Below are 17,309 nucleotides of genomic sequence, written 5' to 3'. Positions count from 1 at the left end.
GGGGGCCGCGATCGATGCGGGTCGGTGCGTCTCAGCCGTGGCCGGAGGGGCGTCCGCCGTACTGGGGCCCGGTGTGCGAGCCGGGGTCCAGGCTGATGCTGACGAGGGGCTTCGAGGTGGGGACGGCGGGAGAGTCGTCCGCCTCCTCGGTGAGGGAGAGCGCGGCGAACCGGTCCAGACCGCGGAACGCCAGCGGGTCCCCGAAGTCGCCGGAGCCGTACTGCCCGAGCGAGGAGGGGGCCGAGCCGTCCTTCGGGTAGAGCCACACCTGGTAGGCCCTGCCCTCGGGAAGCCGGGGCATGCCGTTGACGGTGACGAACCCGCTGTTCTGATCCGTGGAGAGGAACGCCTGGAGCGTCCCGCCCTGGCGCCCCGGATACGTGGACGTGGTGTAGAGGTCCTGGGCCGACTCCACACGGTGCACGATCCCGGGACGGGAGAACTGGTCCCAGGCCACCCACGCGCCCGCGGCCACCACGAGCAGCGTCAGGAGGGCCAGCAGCGCGATCTTCAGCGGTCGCCGCCGGTCCCGGGGCGGACGGACGGGTCTGCCGGCCGCGTCCTCCGCGGCCGGAGCGGGCAGGCGGTGGAGCAGGTCGTCCAGCAGGGCCGAGGGCGGCTCCGCCACGACGCCGCGGAAGGCCCATGTCACGGCGCGGCGGGCGCCGTCCACGCGTGATCGCCACACCGCCAGGTCACCGCCGCCGCGGCGGCGCACGGCGTCGACGGCCGCGGCGTGGTCCTCGGGGCTCAGGGCATGGAGGGCGGCCAGGTCCGCCAGTTGGGCGCCGCGGCCGGCTTGGAGGTCCTCGGCGGTGGTGGCGCCGAGGGGGACGTCGGTCGTGCGGGCCGCGTCCGCGTCGGCGGGCTGGTCGAGTCCGCGGGTCAGCGTGCGGTGCGCGGCTGTGAGCTGGCGGACGCCGGTGCGCACCAGGGTGCGGGCCGTGTCGCGCGGAAGGCCCAGTCGCTCGGCGAGCTGGGCGTCGGTCAGGCCGCCGAGCCACGCACCGCGGACGGCCTCGAAGGCGGCGGGATCGACCCGCCCGCTGAGGTCCTCCGGAGGTGCGTGCCGGTCGGAGGCGGCCGGCCCGGCGCCGTCGGGGAGGCGGCCCCGACCGGGCTCCGCCTCCTCGCGCAGCAGTCCGGTCATCACACGGTGGGCCAGCACCTCCAGCCACGCGAACACGAGGCGCTCGCGGTGGGCGGCGTCGTCCTTCTCGCTCAGGTCCAGCTCGGCCTCGGGGGCCGCCTCCCACGCGGCGAGGTAGGTCTGCAGCGTCGCCTCGGCCGCGTCCCGCGGGGAGCGGAACATGGCCGCCGCCATCCCGTGCACCCACGGCACGGTCGCGTCGTAGAACGCGGAGAAGGACGCGCGGTCCCCCCGGGCGCTCTGACGCAGCAGGGCGTCCACCGTGAGCGGGTCGGAGGGCGAGCGCCCGCCCTGCTCCTCGAGCGCGGGGGCGGGGGTCTCGTGCGCGTCAGTCGTGTCCATGGTGACCTCAGTGTAGGGAATCGCCGTCCGGGGCCGCGGAGCCCGCGAAGCCGTGCTGCCGCCACGCCTCGAACACGGCGACCGAGACGGCGTTGGCCAGGTTCAGGGAGCGCCGGGACGGCTGCATCGGCAGGCGGACCGTGGCGGTGACGCGCGGGTGGGCCAGCACCTCCGCGTCGAGTCCGGTGGACTCGCGCCCGAACATCAGCACGTCCCCCGCCTCGTAGGCCACCTCGTCGTGGCGCACGCCGCCCCGGGCCGTGAACGCGAAGACCCGCGCGGGGCCCAGCGCGGCGAACGCCGCCTCGAGGTCCGGGTGCACGGTCACGACGGCGAGGTCGTGGTAGTCCAGGCCCGCCCTGCGCAGGTGGGCGTCCTCGAAGCCGAAGCCGAGCGGCTCCACGAGGTGGAGCTCCGCACCCGTGATGGCGGCGAGCCGGATCGCGTTGCCCGTGTTGCCGGGGATCTCCGGGGAGTGCAGGAGGATCCGGAACCCGGGCGTGCCGGGGGCGGGGCCCCGCTCCGCTGCGGCATGGGGGTTGAGGGGCGCGGACGCGGGGAGATCGGGCACCCGCCCATGGTAGTGCCGGGCCCGGTCAGTGCAGCCGGGCGACGAGCGCGCCGAGGACCCGGCGGTCCACGAGGTCGCGGTGCTCGCCCGAGCCGAGGAAGAGCAGCAGGTCCCGCAGGAACGTCTTGCCCGCGGCCGGCGGCTCGGTGAGGAGGTCCTCCTGCGCGGCGGGGTCGTCCGCGCCGCGGGCGTGCCGGATCACGGGCGTGTGCATGGCGTCCCGGTCCGTCATGACGAGCACGAAGCCGCCCACGGTGACGTGCGGCAGGGCGTGCTGCCACGCCATCATGGCCGGCCCCAGCAGCGGCGGCGCGACGGGGCGGGTCCCGGCCCGCAGGTCCGTGCCGTCCCACGTGTAGACGCCGTCCGGCACCTGGACCGATCCGATCAGCGCCAGGCGGTGCCCGCAGAGCACCGCGTGGTCCACGTCCAGGGGCCGGCCCCAGCGGCCGGCCAGGCGCAGGCCCGTCAGGATGCGCGCGGCCGGCAGCGCGTCGAGGACGTGGCGCATCAGCAGGTCCAGGGTCCGGGCCTGACGCAGCACGCGGTGCTCGTCCGGCAGGAGGCCCCGGGGCCGGGGCGCGCCGTGCACGCGCTGGCTCGATCGGGCCAGGTCCAGCACGGCCAGGTCCGCGGACGCCTCGCCCGGCGGCGGGTCGTAGCGGACGGGCGTCGCGCCGGGCCGTTCGGCCGCGCGCGCGGACGGTGCTCCCGCCCCCGGCCCGGCGGCGCCCCGCGCGGGGTCCGTCGGGAGGGACAGGTCATACCGCCGGCGGGCCTCGGGGTCCCCCAGGGTCTCCCATGCCCTCGTGAGCGCGCGGAAGGCCGCGGGGTCCCCGCCGACGTCGGGATGGGTCTGCCGGGCCGCGCGGCGGTAGGCGCGGCGGACCGCCTCCTCCGTGGCGGCCCGGGGCACGCCCAGGACCTCATACGCGGTGCGGTGGTCCCCGTCGTCGTGCGCCATCGCACCATTGTGTCGCACGCCTCGCGCCGGGAATCGCGGGAGTGCTCCGCGTGGCGCCCCACGCGGGTGTAGACTCCCGGCTCGTGCCCATGCCCTCAGCGCCACGCATGCCCGGCCGTCCGCGGCTGCGTCCCGTGCAGGCGGTCGTCCTGTCCTTCCTCGTCGTGATCGCGCTCGGCACCGCCGCCCTGCGGCTGCCCGCGTCCTATGCCGGCCGCGCGCCCACGCTCCTCGAGGCGGCCTTCACCGCCACGAGCGCCACCACGGTGACGGGCCTCGGCGTGGTGGACACCGAGACGTTCTGGACGGGGTTCGGCCAGGTCGTCATCCTATGCCTGATCAAGCTCGGAGGCCTCGGCGTGATGACGTTCGCCTCCCTGATGGGCCTGCTGGTGATGCGTCGCCTCGGGCTGACCCAGCGGCTGGACGCGGCCGCCTCCTCGCGCACCTCCGGGATCGGGGACCTGCCCGGCGTGCTGCGCCTTCTCGTGACGGTCTCCGCGGCGGTGGAGCTGAGCGTGGCGGCGTGCCTGACCCTGCGGTTCTGGCTCGGCCACGGCCTGCCGCTGCCCACCGCGGCGTGGCACGGGCTCTTCCACGCCGTCTCCGCGTTCAACAACGCCGGCTTCGCCCTGCACTCGGCGAACCTCATGGACTTCGTGGCCGATCCGTTCGTGTGCCTGCCGATCGCCGCCGCGATCATCGCCGGCGGCCTGGGCCTGCCCGTGTACGTCACGTTCGTCCGGCACTTCCGCAGGCCAAGCCGCTGGCCGCTCACGGCGCGCATCGTGGTGGTCGGCACCGTGGCGCTGCTGGCCGCGGGCACCGCGATGTACCTCGTGATGGAGTGGAACAACCCGCGCACGCTGGGTGCCCTGGACCCGGCCTCCCGCGTCCTCGCCGCGTTCTTCCAGTCGGTCACCACCCGCACCGCCGGCTTCAACTCCCTCGACTACGGGCAGATGCACCCCGTCACCCTCATGGCCACGGACCTGCTGATGTTCATCGGCGCCGGCCCGGCCGGCACGGCGAGCGGCGTGAAGATCACGACGGCCGTGGTGCTGGGCGCCGTCGTCGTCACCGAGCTGCGCGGCGACGCGGCCGTGAACGTGATGGGCCGCCGCCTGTCCCGCTCGACGCATCGCGAGGCGATCACGGTCATCATGCTCTCGGCCGCCGCGGTGATCACGGGGACGGTGCTGCTCATGGGCATGACGTCCTTCACCACCGACCAAGTGCTCTTCGAATGCGTCTCCGCGTTCGCCACCGTGGGGCTGTCCACCGGCATCACCGCCCAGCTTCCGCCGCTGGCGCAGCTGGTGCTCATGGTGCTCATGTTCGTGGGGCGCATCGGCCCGGCCACCGTGGCCGGCGCCCTGGCCCTCAAGACCCGCACGCGCCACTACGAACTCCCGAAAGAGAGGCCCCTGATTGGCTGATCCGCTCCGCTCCCTGTTCTCGGCCAAGCCGTCCACCGGCGCCCTGGGCTCCACCGTGGTGGTGCTCGGCCTCGGCCGCTTCGGTGCCTCCGTCGCCCTCGAGCTCATGGCCTCCGGCCGTGACGTGCTGGGCGTCGACCACGACCCGGCCGTCGTCCAGTCCCTCCATGGCCGGCTCACCTACGTGGTGCGCGCCGACACCGCAGACGAGGAGGCCATGCGCGAGCTGTCCGTGCACGAGGCCGACCACGTGGTGGTGGCGATCGGCGGAGACCTCGCGGGGTCCGTGCTGACGACCTCGCTGATGCTGCGCTTCGGCGTCACGCATCTGTGGGCCAAGGCCAACGACCCCCGGCACGGCGCGATCCTCCAGCAGCTGGGCGTGGCCCACGTGGTCCACCCCGAGCGGGACATGGGCCGCCGCGTGGCCCACCTCGTGCTCAACGCCCTCGACGACTTCGTGGAGGTCGAGCCCGGCTTCGCGATCGTGCGCACGTCCGCGCCTCAGCGCCACCTCGGGCAGGACCTGCGCTCGGCCGGGTTGGCGGGGGAGACCGGGGTGCGCGTCGTCGCCCTGCGCAGCGGCGACGGATGGGCGTACCCGCCCGGCCATCACGTGCTCGTGCCCGAGGACACGCTGCTCGTGGCCGGCCCCACGCGCGCCGTGGAGGCCTTCGCGGCGCTGCGCTGAGGGGCGGCGGCGGCGTCCGTGCCCGCGCTCCGTAGACTCGCCCCGTGCCCGAGACCCGCCCCGTGACCACGCCCCGACGCGTCTACCTGGACCACGCCGCGACGACCCCGGCGCGGCCCGCGGCGCTCGCGGCGTTCGCCGGCGCGGCCGGGGAGGTGGGCAACCCCGCCTCGCTGCACGCCACGGGCCGCCGCGCCAAGCTGGGGCTCGAGGAGTCCCGCGAGCGCATCGCGGCCGCCGTCGGGGCGCACCCGTCCGAGGTGGTGCTGACCTCCGGGGGCACGGAGGCGGACAACCTCGCCGTCCAGGGGCTCTTCCGCGCGCGCCGCGCGGCGGACCGGGGCCGCACGCGGATCGTGCACACCGGGATCGAGCACCACGCCGTCCTGGACACGGTCGACTGGCTCGTGGCCCATGAGGGCGCCGAGTCGGTGCTCGTCCCGGTGGACGACGACGGCGCCGTCGACCTCGGCGCGTGGGCGGCGGCCCTCGCGGAGGCGCCGCACCGCACGGCACTGGCGACGCTGATGTGGGCGAACAACGAGATCGGCACGGTGCAGCCCGTGGCGGAGGCGGCACGGATCGCGGCGCAGCACGGGGTGCCTATGCACACCGACGCGGTGCAGGCCGTGGGCGCGGTGCCCGTGGACTTCGCAGGGTCCGGGCCGGCGACGCTCGCCCTGTCGGGGCACAAGCTCGGCGCGCCCGTCGGCGTGGGGGCGCTGCTCGTGCGGCGGGACGTGTCGCTCGAGCCGGTGGCGCACGGCGGAGGGCAGGAACGGCGCCTGCGCTCCGGGACGGTGTCGGCGGCGCTGGCGGCGGCGCTGGCGGCCGCCGTCGAGGAGGCGGTGGCCGAGCAGTCGGGCGAGGCCGAGCGCCTCGGTGCGCTGCGGGACGAGGTGATCGCCGCCGTCGACGCGGTGGGGGGCGTGACGCTCACCGGGCCGCGCGATGTGGACCCGGCCACGGGGGAGCGGCTGCCCGCCGGGACACGGCGGCTGCCGGGGAACGTGCATGTCACCGTGCCGGGGAAGAGCGCGGATGCGCTGCTGTTCGGCTTCGACATGGCCGGGCTGGACACGTCCTCCGGCTCGGCGTGCACGGCCGGCGTCGCCGAGCCGTCCCACGTGGTGCTCGCGCTGCCGGGGCGGACCGAGGCGGATGCGCGGGCGACGCAGCGGTTCACGCTGGGGCACACGAGCACGGCGGAGGACGTGGCGGCGCTCGTGGGGGCGCTGGGGCGGCTGCGTCCTTCCGGACGGTGAGCAGTCGATGAAGCCCCTCGTCCTGGGGGCGCTGAGGTGATCGTCTGCCCTGGGGTCGCGTGAGCGCGCGGCAGATGGAGGGGACATGCCGACGGGGACGGCGTCGAGTGCAGAGGCGTGCCTGTCGTCACCGAGCGGCCGGGACGCTCTTCTGGTGGGGGTTGGGCCTCTCTGCGGTGCTGGCGGCTGCGCTCCTGATCCCCCCCCGCGCCTTCGCGGCAGGAGGACCCATCGGGCGGCGGCGACCATGCACGGTCTTGGGGCCGGCTCGGTAGACTGTCCAGCCCTGCTCCCCGTCGAAAGGCATCCCCATGAAGGTCCTCGCCGCCATGTCCGGGGGAGTGGACTCGGCCGTGGCCGCCGCGCGGGCGGTGGACGCCGGTCACGACGTCGTCGGGGTGCACCTGGCGCTGTCTCGCATGCCGGGCCTGCTGCGGACCGGCTCGCGGGGCTGCTGCACCATCGAGGACGCGCAGGACGCGTGGCGTGCGTGCGAGCGGCTCGGCATCCCCTTCTACACGTGGGACTTCTCCGAGCGGTTCCAGGAGGACGTGGTGGACGACTTCGTGGCCGAGTACGCCGCGGGCCGCACGCCCAACCCGTGCCTGCGCTGCAACGAGAAGATCAAGTTCGCGGCCCTGCTCGAGCGTGCCCTCGAGCTCGGCTTCGACGCCGTCTGCACGGGCCACTACGCCGCCGTGCGCCCCGGCGCGGACGGGGCGCTCGAGCTCCACCGCGCCGCCGACGACGCGAAGGACCAGTCGTATGTCCTCGGCGTGCTGACCGCGGACCAGGTGGCCCACTGCCTCTTCCCGCTGGCGGACACCCCGTCCAAGGCGCTCGTGCGCGCCGAGGCGGCCGAGCGCGGCCTCACGGTCGCCCAGAAGCCGGACTCCCACGACATCTGCTTCATCCCTGACGGGGACACGCGCGGCTGGCTCGCCGAGCGCATCGAGCTCGAGCCCGGCCCCATCGTCGGCCCCGACGGCGAGCGCCTCGGCACCCACGCCGGCGCCCAGGCCTACACCGTGGGCCAGCGCAAGGGGCTGGCCATCGGCCGCCCGGCCGCCGACGGCCGGCCCCGCTTCGTCCTGGAGGTGCGCCCGAAGGACAACACGGTGGTGGTCGGCGGCCGCGACCTGCTGGACGTGGACCGCATCACCGGCATCCGCCCGACGTGGGCGGGGTCGCCGCTGCCGGAGGCCGCCGCCGGGCACTGGTTCGACTGCGAGCTGCAGTTCCGCGCCCACGGCGAGATCGTCCCGGCCCGCGCCCGCCAGGCCGCCGGCGACGACGGCGCCCCCCGTTGGGAGATCGAGCCCGCCGCGGCACTGCGCGGGGTCGCCCCCGGACAGTCCGCCGTGCTCTACCGGGGCACGCGCGTGCTCGGCCAGGCCACCATCGACGCCGCGCGCAACGCCCGCCTCGCCGCTCCCGCGGGTGCGTAGTCTTCCCGTCATGAGCGCCGACTACGACCCGCATGCCAGCTCCCTCGACGCGTCCACCGACCCGGCCGTCCTCGACGAGCTCTTCGCGATCCGCGGAAGCATCGACAACATCGACGCCTCGCTCGTCTACCTCCTCGCCGAGCGCTTCAAGTTCACGCAGCGCGTCGGCCGGCTGAAGGCCGAGCACGACCTCCCTCCCTCGGATCCGGGACGAGAGGCCGCGCAGATCGAGCGCCTCCAGCGCCTCGCCCACGACGCCGAGCTCGAGCCCGCGTTCGCCCAGAAGTTCCTGAACTTCGTCATCGCCGAGGTCATCCGCCACCACCGCGCCATCGCGGCGGGCGAGGACGTCGGCCCCCGCACCGGAACGGTCCCCGTGGTCCGGCAGGACGCCGCCCGTGATGCTGACGGAGGGGCCCGTGCCTGAGCCGGTCGCCACTGAGCCACCGTCGGCGACGTCGGTGCGCGCCCTCGGCGGGTCCCCGTGGTCCGGGTCCGATGCCGCGGAGGCCCACCGCGCGACCCACGGGGAGCTCGAGGGCCAGCACTGGCCCGTGCTCCCCGAGCTGCCGGACCGCGGCCCCGGCGCGGACGACGTGGGACGCTCGGCCGCCCTCCTGCACGAGCTCCCCGTGGACCTGCAGCCCCACGGCTGGCGGGTGAGCCCGCCCGGTGTCGTCGGCTCCGGCATGGACCGGCGGCGGGCGGTGTCCTTCTGGCGCGAGGACGCCCACCGCTGGGCAGACACGGCCGGCGCCGAGGGGGTCTCCACCGAGCGCCTCGCGGTGCGCGTGCGCGGGCCGCTGAGTCTGCTCGGGGCGCTGTGGCTGCCCGGCGGTGAACGCGTGCTCATCGACGCCGGTGCACGCCGCGACGTCGCCGAGTCCTACCGGGAAGGGCTCATCGAGGCGCTCGGGCGCCTGCGGGAGACCACCGGGGCGCGCCGCCTCGGCGTCGTGCTGGACGAGCCGTGGGCCGCCGCGGTGCTCGCCGGAGCCCTGCCCACCGCGAGCGGATACCGCACCGTGCGCTCGATGCCCCGAGACGAGGCGCGGCACGTGTGGCGCGAGCTGCTCACCGGGCTCATGGCGCGCGGGGGGATCGAGGATGCGTGGCTCGCTCCGGGCCGGGCGGGCGTGGGGTCCGAGGACGGCGCGCCGGACCACGCCGCGCTGGCTGCGCTCGCGGCCGAGGCGCTCCCGGACGCGCCGCCCCCGTCGGAGTCGGGGACGACGCGGCAGCCGGTGTCCCTCGTGCTCCCCGTGGGCGCGCTCGAGGGGCCGGGCGCCACGCCTGAGGAGTGGGGCGTCGTCGCGGGCTGGGCCGACGCCGGCCGCCGCGTCACCCTGCGCACCGCCGAGCGGCCCGCGACGATCGTCCGGACGTGGGACCGGATGGGCATGGACCCCGCCCTGCTGCGCCGCGTGACGCTGACGGTCGGCGGGCGGCACGACGCAGCCGTGCTGCGCCGGCTGCGCACCGACGCCGAGGAGCTCGACGCGCGGGTCGGCGAGCTCCTCGGCTGAGACGACGGGTGTCCCGGGGTTCAGGGGAGGTGGGTGATGTCCTCCCCGTTCGGTCCCCTGTGGTCGTCGATGTGCACCTGGGCCCTCGGGGCCTCGTCGACGATCGAGAGCCGGGTGGTCGACTCCGAGACGACCTCCGTCGTCCCGAACTCCCCGACGCCGAATCCGACGAGATCGCGCTCGCCGATCACCTGCCCCGTGGTCGGGTCCAGCACCATCTGCTCGACGGCGCCCATCCGCAGGACTTCGGCGCGGCTCACGCCGACGCCCGTGCGCCCATCGGACAGCGTGACCGCCTCCTCCACCCGGACCCCGGGTGCCTGGGCCAGGGCCGCGACGAGGCCTCGACGCAGGTCGGCGGGGAGGCCGGGCTCGCGCAGCGTGTCGGTCAGCTGCACGAACAGGTTCTCGTCCCTCGAGGCGGAGCCGCCGTGATACCGGTCCCGGAAGAACCGGATCAGCTGGTCGGGATCCCGGGGCACCTCCTCGAGACTGTCGACCTCGAGCCTCTGCGGCAGGCTGCCCGGCCCCATCGCGTCCGCCCGGTAGGAGGTCGAGGGCTCCTGGGAGAGCACGCTGCCGTCCGCCGCGAGCGTCGGATCGGGCACGTCGACGGCGTCGCGGCCGTGTCGGCGAGGACCTGGCTCGCCTCCGCCTCCGCGACGTCACCCGGCACCACGCCGAGGCCCGTGACGACGACGGCGCCGACGGCGGCCGCGGCGAGCCACCGCTGAGCGCGGGGACGGCGCGAGGAGTCGGTCTCCGAGGCCGGGAGGACCGCCTCCGACGAGGCGTCCTCCAGGATGCGATCCCGCAGCGCCGCGACCCGATCGGGGGAGGGGGAGCGGTCTGCGCGGCCGAGCAGTGCGGAGTCGAGGGCGGGGCCGAGCGCGTCGGCAGGGGGCTGGTGACGGGTGCTCACGGACATGAGGCGGTCCTCTCGGTGAGGGTGGGCGACGCGGGGCGGGTGACGATGCGAGGCGTGTCGGAATGGCGGGCAGGGACGGGGCCGGCGGCCGGCACCGAGGGGAGGGCGGTGACGGGGGCGTCCGGTGCGGTGTCCTCGAGGGCCCGGCGCAGGCTGCGCCGGGCCCGGTTCAGCCGTGACTTCACGGTGCCGACGGGACAGCCGAGCACCTCGGCCGCAGCGGCCATCGGGTGGTCCTCCAGCACGCAGAGGGTCAGGACGTCCTGGGCGATCGGGTCGAGCCGCGCGAACGCCCGCCGGACGGTGTCGGCGCGCCGCTCGGCGTCGACGAGCTCGGCGACGTCGTCCGCGTGGTCGGGGGCCGACATCGCGCTGCGGCGGCGCAGCCGCTCCATGGCACGGCTGCCGCGCACGGCGGAGCGGGCACGATTGCGCTGGACGTTGTTGGCGGCGGCGAGGAGCCAGGGGAGGACGGATCCGTCCACGACGCTCACGTCCTCCCGGCGGCGCCATGCCTCCAGGACCACTGCGGCCACGAGGTCGTCGGCGTCGTGCGGCGTGACCGTCCAGCGCCGGGCGTGACGGTGCACTCGCGCCTGATGGCGATCGAAGACGGCGGCGAAGGCGCCGGCGTCGTCGCCCCGCACGCGGGCCCAGAGGGCGTCGTCGCCGAGGTCCGTCAGCGGCGGAGTCGAGGAGGTGTCCATGCCCCATCATGTCCGCGGGCGGCGCAGGGTTCCCACCGGGGTCGGCCGTCGTCACGAATCGGTGACGTTCCGGGCGGCGGTGACGGCCGAGGGCGCCCGGCGTCCGCCCGGGGCGCTACGATCCGAAGTGTCGGGGACGCCCGGACGTGAAGCGGACGAGGAGGAACGATGAGCAGGGCCAAGATCCTGGTGGTGGACGACGACGAGGCGCTCGCGGAGATGATCGGCATCGTCCTGACCAACGACGGCTTCGAGCCCGCGTTCGCCGCCGACGGCACGTCCGCTCTGCCGACGTTCCGCGCCGAGCGCCCGGACCTCGTGCTGCTGGACCTCATGCTGCCCGGCATCGACGGGATCGAGGTCTGCAAGCTGATCCGCGCCGAGTCGGACGTGCCGATCGTGATGCTCACGGCCAAGTCCGACACCGCGGACGTGGTCCGCGGGCTGGAGTCCGGCGCGGACGACTACGTGCCCAAGCCCTTCAAGCCGGCCGAGCTCGTGGCCCGGGTGCGCGCGCGCCTGCGCGAGGGCGAGACCCGCCCCGCGGAGCTGCTGCGCATCGGGGACGTGGAGATCGACGTGGCCGGCCACCAGGTCACCCGCGGCGGCACCGCCCTCTCGCTCACGCCCCTTGAGTTCGACCTCCTCGTGGCGCTGGCCCGCAAGCCGCGTCAGGCCTTCACGCGCGAGATGCTGCTCGAGGAGGTCTGGGGCTACCGTCATCAGGCGGACACCCGCCTCGTCAACGTCCACGTCCAGCGCCTGCGCTCGAAGGTGGAGCGTGACCCCGAGAACCCGTCCGTGGTGCTGACCGTCCGCGGCGTGGGGTACAAGGCGGGCCAGTCCTGACGCGCGCGTGGACGGCACTGCGCCACCGCTGGGCCCAGTCCCTCCGGCTGCGCAGCGCTGTGCTCGCCGCCCTGCTGACACTCGTGGCCGGCCTGGCCCTCTCCGGGCTCCTCACGCAGCAGATCACCCAGGCCCTCTTCCAGTCCCGGTACCAGCAGGTGGAGGCCGAGGCCCGGCGCGGTCTGAGCCGGGTGCACGAGACCTTCGCGGGCTCCACCGCCTCGGACGACCAGAGCACGGACGCGCTCGTGAGCCAGACGCTGCGTGCGCTCGAGGGGGACACCGGCACCACGATCCGCCGTCGCTTCCACCTGACGCCGCTGCCCGAGTCCGAGTCCGCCTATGTCGGCACCATCTCCTCCGCGCAGTTCGATCCGTCCGTGATCCCGGAGGACCTGCAACGGGCCGTGGCCCAGGGCCCCGGGGTGTACGACGCGAGCATCTCCCTGCCCGACGCCGCCGGCGTCCCGCGGCCCGCGCTCGCCTTCGGCACCCAGGTGGTGCTGCCCCCGGGGGCCGGCTACGCGCTGTACCTCGTCTACGACCTCTCCGACGTCCAGGAGTCCCTCGACTCCGTGCTGCGGGTCCTGCTCGTGTTCGGCGCGGGCTTCATCGTCCTCAACGTGGTGCTGTCCACGTGGGCGGCGGGCCGTCTCGTTCGCCCGGTCCAGGAGGCCGCCAGCGCCGCCGAGGCGATCTCCGGCGGGAACCTGGCCGTGCGGATGCCCGTGCGCGGCGAGGACGAGCTGGCGCGTCTGGGGACCTCGTTCAACCGGATGGCGGACAGCATCCAGGATCAGATCACCCAGCTGGCCCAGCTCTCCCAGACGCAGCAGCGGTTCGTCTCCGACGTCTCCCACGAGCTGCGCACCCCGCTCACCACGGTGCGGATGGCCGCCGACGTGCTCTACGGCTCCCGCGAGGACTTCGACCCCGTGAACCGACGCTCCACCGAGCTGCTGCACCACCAGGTGGACCGCTTCCAGGCCATGCTCGCGGACCTGCTGGAGATCACCCGCTTCGACGCCGGCGCGGCCTCGCTCGCGCTCGAGCGCACCGATCTGCTGGAGCTGGCGCGTGACGTGGTGCTCACCGCCCAGCCCCTCGCCGAGCAGGCGGAGGTGCCCGTCTACCTCGTGCCGCTCGGCCGGGCGGAGGGGCAGACCTTCGAGGCCCAGGTGGACCCTCGACGCATCGAGCGGATCCTGCGCAACCTCGTCAACAACGCGATCGAGCACGCGGACGGCGCGCCCGTCGACGTCGTGGTGGGCGCCGACGTCAAAGTGGTCACGGTGGCGGTCGTGGACCACGGCGTCGGGATGAGCCCCGAGCAGGTCCAGCGCGTGTTCGACCGCTTCTGGCGGGCCGACCCGTCGCGCAAGCGCACGACGGGCGGCTCCGGTCTGGGCCTCTCCATCGCGACGGAGGACACCCGGCTGCACGGCGGCCGCCTCGAGGCGTGGGGCGAGCTGGGCGTGGGATCATGCTTCATGCTCTCCCTGCCCCGCCGGCGGTCCGCCACCCCGGCCGGGATGGAGGCGCCCGAGCCGCTCGTGCGCGCCGCGATGAGCACCCCGCCCCAGTACTCCGAGTCCGGCCGGCGGCGCGCCGACGACCTGGACCGCCCGCTGCCCGAGACGCGCTGGAACGCCGTGATCGCCGCGGCGGCCGCGGACGGCCGGAGTCCGGGGGGCGACCCCTCGGGGGCCGGATCCCACCCGATCCCCGCCCCGCCCCTGTCCGAGGAGGAATCGTGAGCGATCCACATCGAGCCGAGCCGCGCCGCCGAGCCCCGCTCCGCCCGCCCACCTCCCGCGGGCGACACACGGCCGCCCTGTCCGCGACCCTCGCGGCCTGCCTGGTGCTGGCGGGCTGCACGCAGATCCCCCAGTCCTCCCCGGTGCGCACCGGAGAGCCCCTCGCGGACAACCGTGCCTCCGCCGACACCCCGCAGTTCCGTCCGCCCGGCCCCGCCGACGGGGCGGACGCCGAGGAGGTGATCCGCGGGTTCATCCTGGCGGGCACGAGCCCGCAGGACGACTACGAGATCGCCCGCGAGCACCTCACCGGTCCCGCCACGCGGCAGTGGAACCCGGCCCAGCGCACGGTCGTCTACTCGGCGCAGCCCACCATCACGCGGGTGGCCGAGGACTCCTACCAGATCCAGGTGGAGGTGGACTCCGAGGTGGACGAGTACGGGCTGCGCACCATGGCCCCGCCCGGCAGCACACGCGCCTGGGAGATCACCCTCGACGAGACCGAGCAGGGCCCGCGGATCTCGGCGGTCGACGACGGCACACTGCTCTCCCTCTCCCAGTTCACCCAGGTCTACGCTCCGCACGACCTGGTGTTCTTCGACCAGACCATGACCTACGCCGTCGCGGACGTGCGGTGGTTCGTCAATCGCGGGACCACGGTGACGGCCGCGACGCGCGCGCTGCTCCACGGCCCCGCGCCCTACCTCACGGGGGCCACGGTGTCCGCGTTCCCCGTGCGCTCCGGGACCGACCTGACCCACCCCGCGGTCCCCGTGGACGAAGCCGGCGTGGCCCGCGTGGACCTCGTGGACGCCGCCGTCGAGGGCGCGGACGCGGAGGCGCGCTACCGCATGGAGGAGCAGCTGCGGCTCACGCTCACGGGCCTGGCCTCCGTGAACCGGGTGGAGGTCTCGGTGGAGGGCGCCCCCCTGGCCTCGAGCGGCGGCGACGCCACCCCCGTCCCGGTCCAGGTCGACCCGCCCGCCGAGTCGGTGCAGGTGGGCGTCGCCCCCTCCACCGGCGGACTCGCGTTCTTCCAGGGTCTGAGCGTGACGCCCGTGGGCGGGGTCCCGAACGTCGCCGACCTGCACCCCGCGGTCCCCGCGATGAGCCGTGACCGCACCCGGTTCGCGTTCCTCACTCAGGACCGGACCTCCCTCTACCTCGCCACCGCGGAGGGCAGGCTGGAGCAGGCCGTGAGGGGCACCGGCCTGACCCCGCCGAGCATCGACGCGCTCGGCTGGGCCTGGACGGTCGACGCCGGCGGGTCCGCGCGGATCCAGGCGAGCCCCCTCGAGCCAGGAGGAGACGGCTCCGGGCGCGTGGTCACCGCCCCGTGGCTGGAGGACGGCGAGCGCATCGTCGCCCTGCGGATCTCCCGCGGCGGCGCCCGGGCCGCGCTCGTGGTGGACGACGGCGAGCGGCGCACCGTGCGGGTGGCCGGCGTCGTGCGAGGCTCCGACGGCGTGCCCGCCTCCCTGACCGAGCCGCTGCTGCTGCCGAGCCAGGAGGATCCGGACCTGGTGGAGTGGGTGGGGGACACCAGCCTGATCGCCAGCGCGACAGCCAGGGACGAGGACGACCGGGTGACCCCGGAGATCATCGACCTCGACGGCACGACGCGTCAGCTCAACCCGCTCTCCGGGCTCACCGGCGTCTCGGCCGGGGACCGCGGCACACTGTACGCCGAGACGCAGGACACCGTGTTCATGCTGGTCGGGTCCTCGTGGCGGGCACAGGAGCTCAGCCGGCCCGTGCGCGATCTGGCCTTCCCCGGCTGAGCCGCGAGGCCCCTGCACAGGAGTCACCGGGGGCGCCCTCGTCCCCAGCGGGGGCACGCGCGGGGGCGGGCCGTCCACGGCGGTGCTTGCCTGGTCCCATGCGGGGGAGTGAGAGCCGGCACGGGGGCGGTGCCGGAGGAGTCGGCGCGATCGTCGAGGGGCTGGTGGACCTGGTCCTGCCCGCGGAGTGCGTCGTGTGCGGGGAGCCGGCCACCCGGCTGTGCCCGGTGTGCCGCCGTGACCTGGAGGCGGCGCTCGCACGGCCGCGGCGCGTGGAGGAGGGGGCGCTGGCGCTCCCGCTCGGCCCCGGCGGCGCACCCCTGCCCGTGATGGCCGCCGGGGTGTACGAGCCGCCGTTGTCCACCGCGCTCCTGGCCTTCAAGGACCACCACGCCCTGCACCTGCGTGCGCCGCTGGGGGAGGCCCTCGCCCTGGCCGCGGCGGCCCTGCGGTGCGACCCCGGCGTGCCGGACGCCGCTGCCGCCCTCCTCCTCCCCGTGCCGGGCAGCGCGGCCGGATTCCGCCGGCGCGGCTACGACCCGGTGGCGGAGCTCGCCCGTGGTCTCCCGCCGGAGTGGGTGCGCTCCGACCTCGTGATGGCGCCCCGGGGCGCGCTCACGGCCCTGCCGAGCTGGGCGGGCGGTGCGCCGCAGCATGCGGGATCCGGCGCCACGCAGCGCCGCCGCCGTTCCCGCCGCTGGCGGCCGATGCCCGGTCGCGTGCCCGCGGGGACGCCGGTGCTCCTGGTGGACGACGTGGTCACCACCGGAGCCACCCTCAGGGCGCTCGCCGCGGCCGCGTGGGAGGCCGGCGCCCGGCCCGTGGGAGCGGTGGTGGTGGCCGGGGTGGAGCCGGGGCGGCGGGAGACCACGACGAGACCTGGACCGTGAGGCGCGTCACGAATCCACTGGAATGCGGGAGCCCCGCGGCGTAGGGTGGCGGGCAAGGAACCGGTTCCCCGGTTCCCGTCCCGCCGGCGGCTGGAAGGAGGTCTCCCCTCTGACCGGTCGCCGACCTGCAGGGTCGGGAGGCGGTCCGAGAGGTCGTCCACCCCTTCTGCGCGGCGGGGCGTCTGTGACCGTCGGACCAGGAGGACGCCATGACCATGGATGTCAGCTACATCGCCCACGACCTCAAGCTCACGGACGGGTTCCGCGAGCATGTGGCGGAGCGAGCGGCACGGCTGGAGCCGCTGGCCGGCGACGCCACCCAGCTCGAGGTGAAGGTCACCAAGTCCTCGCACCACCGACACTCCGAGGAGTCCGTGACCGTGGAGCTCACCGTGCGCGGGCCGCGGGACGTGATCCGGGCCGAGTCCTCGGCGGACGACAAGCTGGCCGCCTTTGACCTGGCCTGCGGGCGACTCGCCGAGCGCCTGCGCCGCCTGCGCGACCGTCGCAAGGACCGCCGGACGGGCCGCGGCGCGGCGTCCTCCCGCGGTGCCGGGGAGGTGGCCTTCGTCCCGCCGCTGCCCGCGACCGGAGCGGACCTTCCGGCCGCCGGCGCGGACGCCGCCGACGACGGCGAGCCCCAGCCCGGCACGCCCGTGCGGATCCGCGAGAAGGCGTTCCCCGCCACCCCGATGGGCGTGGACGAGGCGGTGGACGCCATGGAGCTGGTGGGCCACGACTTCTACCTCTTCCAGAACGCGGAGACCGGCGTCCCCTCCGTGGTCTACCGCCGCCGCGGGTGGAGCTACGGCGTCATCCGCCTCGACGAGTCCCTGCCGGCCGACCACGTGGCCGGCCAGAGGGTCCAGGAGCGGGAGTACCAGGCCTCCGCCGACTGAGCACGGGCACCCCGGCGGCAGGCACGTCGTCGCCGGGGTGCTCCGCGGACTGCCCCGTGCGCCGCGGCACTCGCGCCACCGAGCGGGCGCCGCGGCGCGTCC

The 17,309-nt window shown here is 75.3% G+C and carries 16 protein-coding genes; 11 read left to right on the top strand and 5 right to left on the bottom strand.

What is annotated here, in order from left to right:
* Window positions 1-31: 31 nt before the first annotated feature.
* The 3 genes from KZX60_RS07955 to KZX60_RS07945 all read right to left on the bottom strand — a co-directional run bounded on the left by KZX60_RS07955 (window position 32) and on the right by KZX60_RS07945 (window position 3,027).
* The gene (locus KZX60_RS07955; protein ID WP_248117211.1) at window positions 32-1,492 is read right to left on the bottom strand and encodes an anti-sigma factor; all 1,461 of its coding nucleotides are present in this window, start codon (window positions 1,490-1,492) and stop codon (window positions 32-34) included.
* 7 nt (window positions 1,493-1,499) lie between these two features.
* Window positions 1,500-1,979 carry a tRNA (cytidine(34)-2'-O)-methyltransferase gene (locus KZX60_RS07950; RefSeq protein WP_248117269.1) on the bottom strand — a complete coding sequence of 160 codons (480 nt, stop codon included), beginning with the start codon at window positions 1,977-1,979 and terminating at the stop codon, window positions 1,500-1,502.
* A gap of 109 nt (window positions 1,980-2,088) precedes the next feature.
* Window positions 2,089-3,027 carry a DnaJ domain-containing protein gene (locus KZX60_RS07945; protein ID WP_248117209.1) on the bottom strand — a complete coding sequence of 313 codons (939 nt, stop codon included), beginning with the start codon at window positions 3,025-3,027 and terminating at the stop codon, window positions 2,089-2,091.
* Between the two features lie 89 nt (window positions 3,028-3,116).
* Here KZX60_RS07945 and KZX60_RS07940 point away from each other — a divergent pair, with 89 nt between their 5' ends.
* The 6 genes from KZX60_RS07940 (at window position 3,117) to KZX60_RS07915 (ending at window position 9,396) form a co-directional block, all read left to right on the top strand.
* Window positions 3,117-4,466 (top strand): potassium transporter TrkG, encoded by a 1,350-nt coding sequence (locus tag KZX60_RS07940; protein ID WP_248117207.1) that lies wholly within the window; start codon window positions 3,117-3,119, stop codon window positions 4,464-4,466.
* Entirely contained in the window at window positions 4,459-5,157 is a 699-nt protein-coding gene (locus KZX60_RS07935) for a TrkA family potassium uptake protein (protein ID WP_248117205.1), read from the top strand. The genes KZX60_RS07940 and KZX60_RS07935 overlap by 8 nt, the downstream gene beginning before the upstream one ends.
* A 44-nt stretch (window positions 5,158-5,201) precedes the next feature.
* Window positions 5,202-6,422: a cysteine desulfurase family protein gene (locus KZX60_RS07930; RefSeq protein ID WP_248117203.1), complete on the top strand. Its 1,221-nt coding sequence runs from the start codon at window positions 5,202-5,204 to the stop codon at window positions 6,420-6,422.
* Window positions 6,423-6,733: 311 nt separating this feature from the next.
* Window positions 6,734-7,870: a tRNA 2-thiouridine(34) synthase MnmA gene (gene mnmA, locus KZX60_RS07925; RefSeq protein WP_248117201.1), complete on the top strand. Its 1,137-nt coding sequence runs from the start codon at window positions 6,734-6,736 to the stop codon at window positions 7,868-7,870.
* A 10-nt stretch (window positions 7,871-7,880) separates the two neighbouring features.
* Complete coding sequence (locus tag KZX60_RS07920; RefSeq protein WP_248117199.1) at window positions 7,881-8,297, top strand: chorismate mutase; 417 nt, start codon at window positions 7,881-7,883, stop codon at window positions 8,295-8,297.
* Entirely contained in the window at window positions 8,290-9,396 is a 1,107-nt protein-coding gene (locus KZX60_RS07915) for a hypothetical protein (protein ID WP_248117197.1), read from the top strand. The genes KZX60_RS07920 and KZX60_RS07915 overlap by 8 nt, the downstream gene beginning before the upstream one ends.
* A 20-nt stretch (window positions 9,397-9,416) precedes the next feature.
* On the opposite strand, the gene KZX60_RS07910 is transcribed toward KZX60_RS07915, so the two are convergent.
* Both KZX60_RS07910 and KZX60_RS07905 read right to left on the bottom strand, forming a co-directional pair.
* Window positions 9,417-10,004 carry a hypothetical protein gene (locus KZX60_RS07910; protein ID WP_248117195.1) on the bottom strand — a complete coding sequence of 196 codons (588 nt, stop codon included), beginning with the start codon at window positions 10,002-10,004 and terminating at the stop codon, window positions 9,417-9,419.
* Between the two features lie 310 nt (window positions 10,005-10,314).
* Window positions 10,315-11,031, bottom strand: a complete 717-nt coding sequence (locus KZX60_RS07905) for an RNA polymerase sigma factor (protein ID WP_248117193.1) — start codon at window positions 11,029-11,031, stop codon at window positions 10,315-10,317.
* A gap of 168 nt (window positions 11,032-11,199) precedes the next feature.
* Here KZX60_RS07905 and mtrA point away from each other — a divergent pair, with 168 nt between their 5' ends.
* The 5 genes from mtrA (at window position 11,200) to raiA (ending at window position 17,207) form a co-directional block, all read left to right on the top strand.
* Window positions 11,200-11,880 carry an MtrAB system response regulator MtrA gene (gene mtrA / locus KZX60_RS07900; protein WP_248117191.1) on the top strand — a complete coding sequence of 227 codons (681 nt, stop codon included), beginning with the start codon at window positions 11,200-11,202 and terminating at the stop codon, window positions 11,878-11,880.
* A complete protein-coding gene (gene mtrB / locus KZX60_RS07895) occupies window positions 11,877-13,637 on the top strand; it encodes an MtrAB system histidine kinase MtrB (protein ID WP_343282422.1) in 1,761 nt (586 codons plus the stop codon). The genes mtrA and mtrB overlap by 4 nt, the downstream gene beginning before the upstream one ends.
* A complete protein-coding gene (locus tag KZX60_RS07890) occupies window positions 13,634-15,418 on the top strand; it encodes an LpqB family beta-propeller domain-containing protein (protein WP_248117175.1) in 1,785 nt (594 codons plus the stop codon). Before mtrB ends, KZX60_RS07890 begins: the two co-directional genes overlap by 4 nt.
* A gap of 98 nt (window positions 15,419-15,516) precedes the next feature.
* A complete protein-coding gene (locus tag KZX60_RS07885; RefSeq protein WP_248117173.1) occupies window positions 15,517-16,308 on the top strand; it encodes a ComF family protein in 792 nt (263 codons plus the stop codon).
* A gap of 209 nt (window positions 16,309-16,517) precedes the next feature.
* Window positions 16,518-17,207, top strand: coding sequence for a ribosome-associated translation inhibitor RaiA (gene raiA / locus KZX60_RS07880; protein WP_248117171.1), 690 nt, complete (start codon window positions 16,518-16,520; stop codon window positions 17,205-17,207).
* Window positions 17,208-17,309: the final 102 nt, after the last annotated feature.

The organism is Micrococcus sp. EYE_212, assembly GCF_023147585.1.
Classification (GTDB): domain Bacteria; phylum Actinomycetota; class Actinomycetes; order Actinomycetales; family Micrococcaceae; genus Micrococcus.
This window is presented reverse-complemented; position numbering and strand designations above follow the sequence as displayed.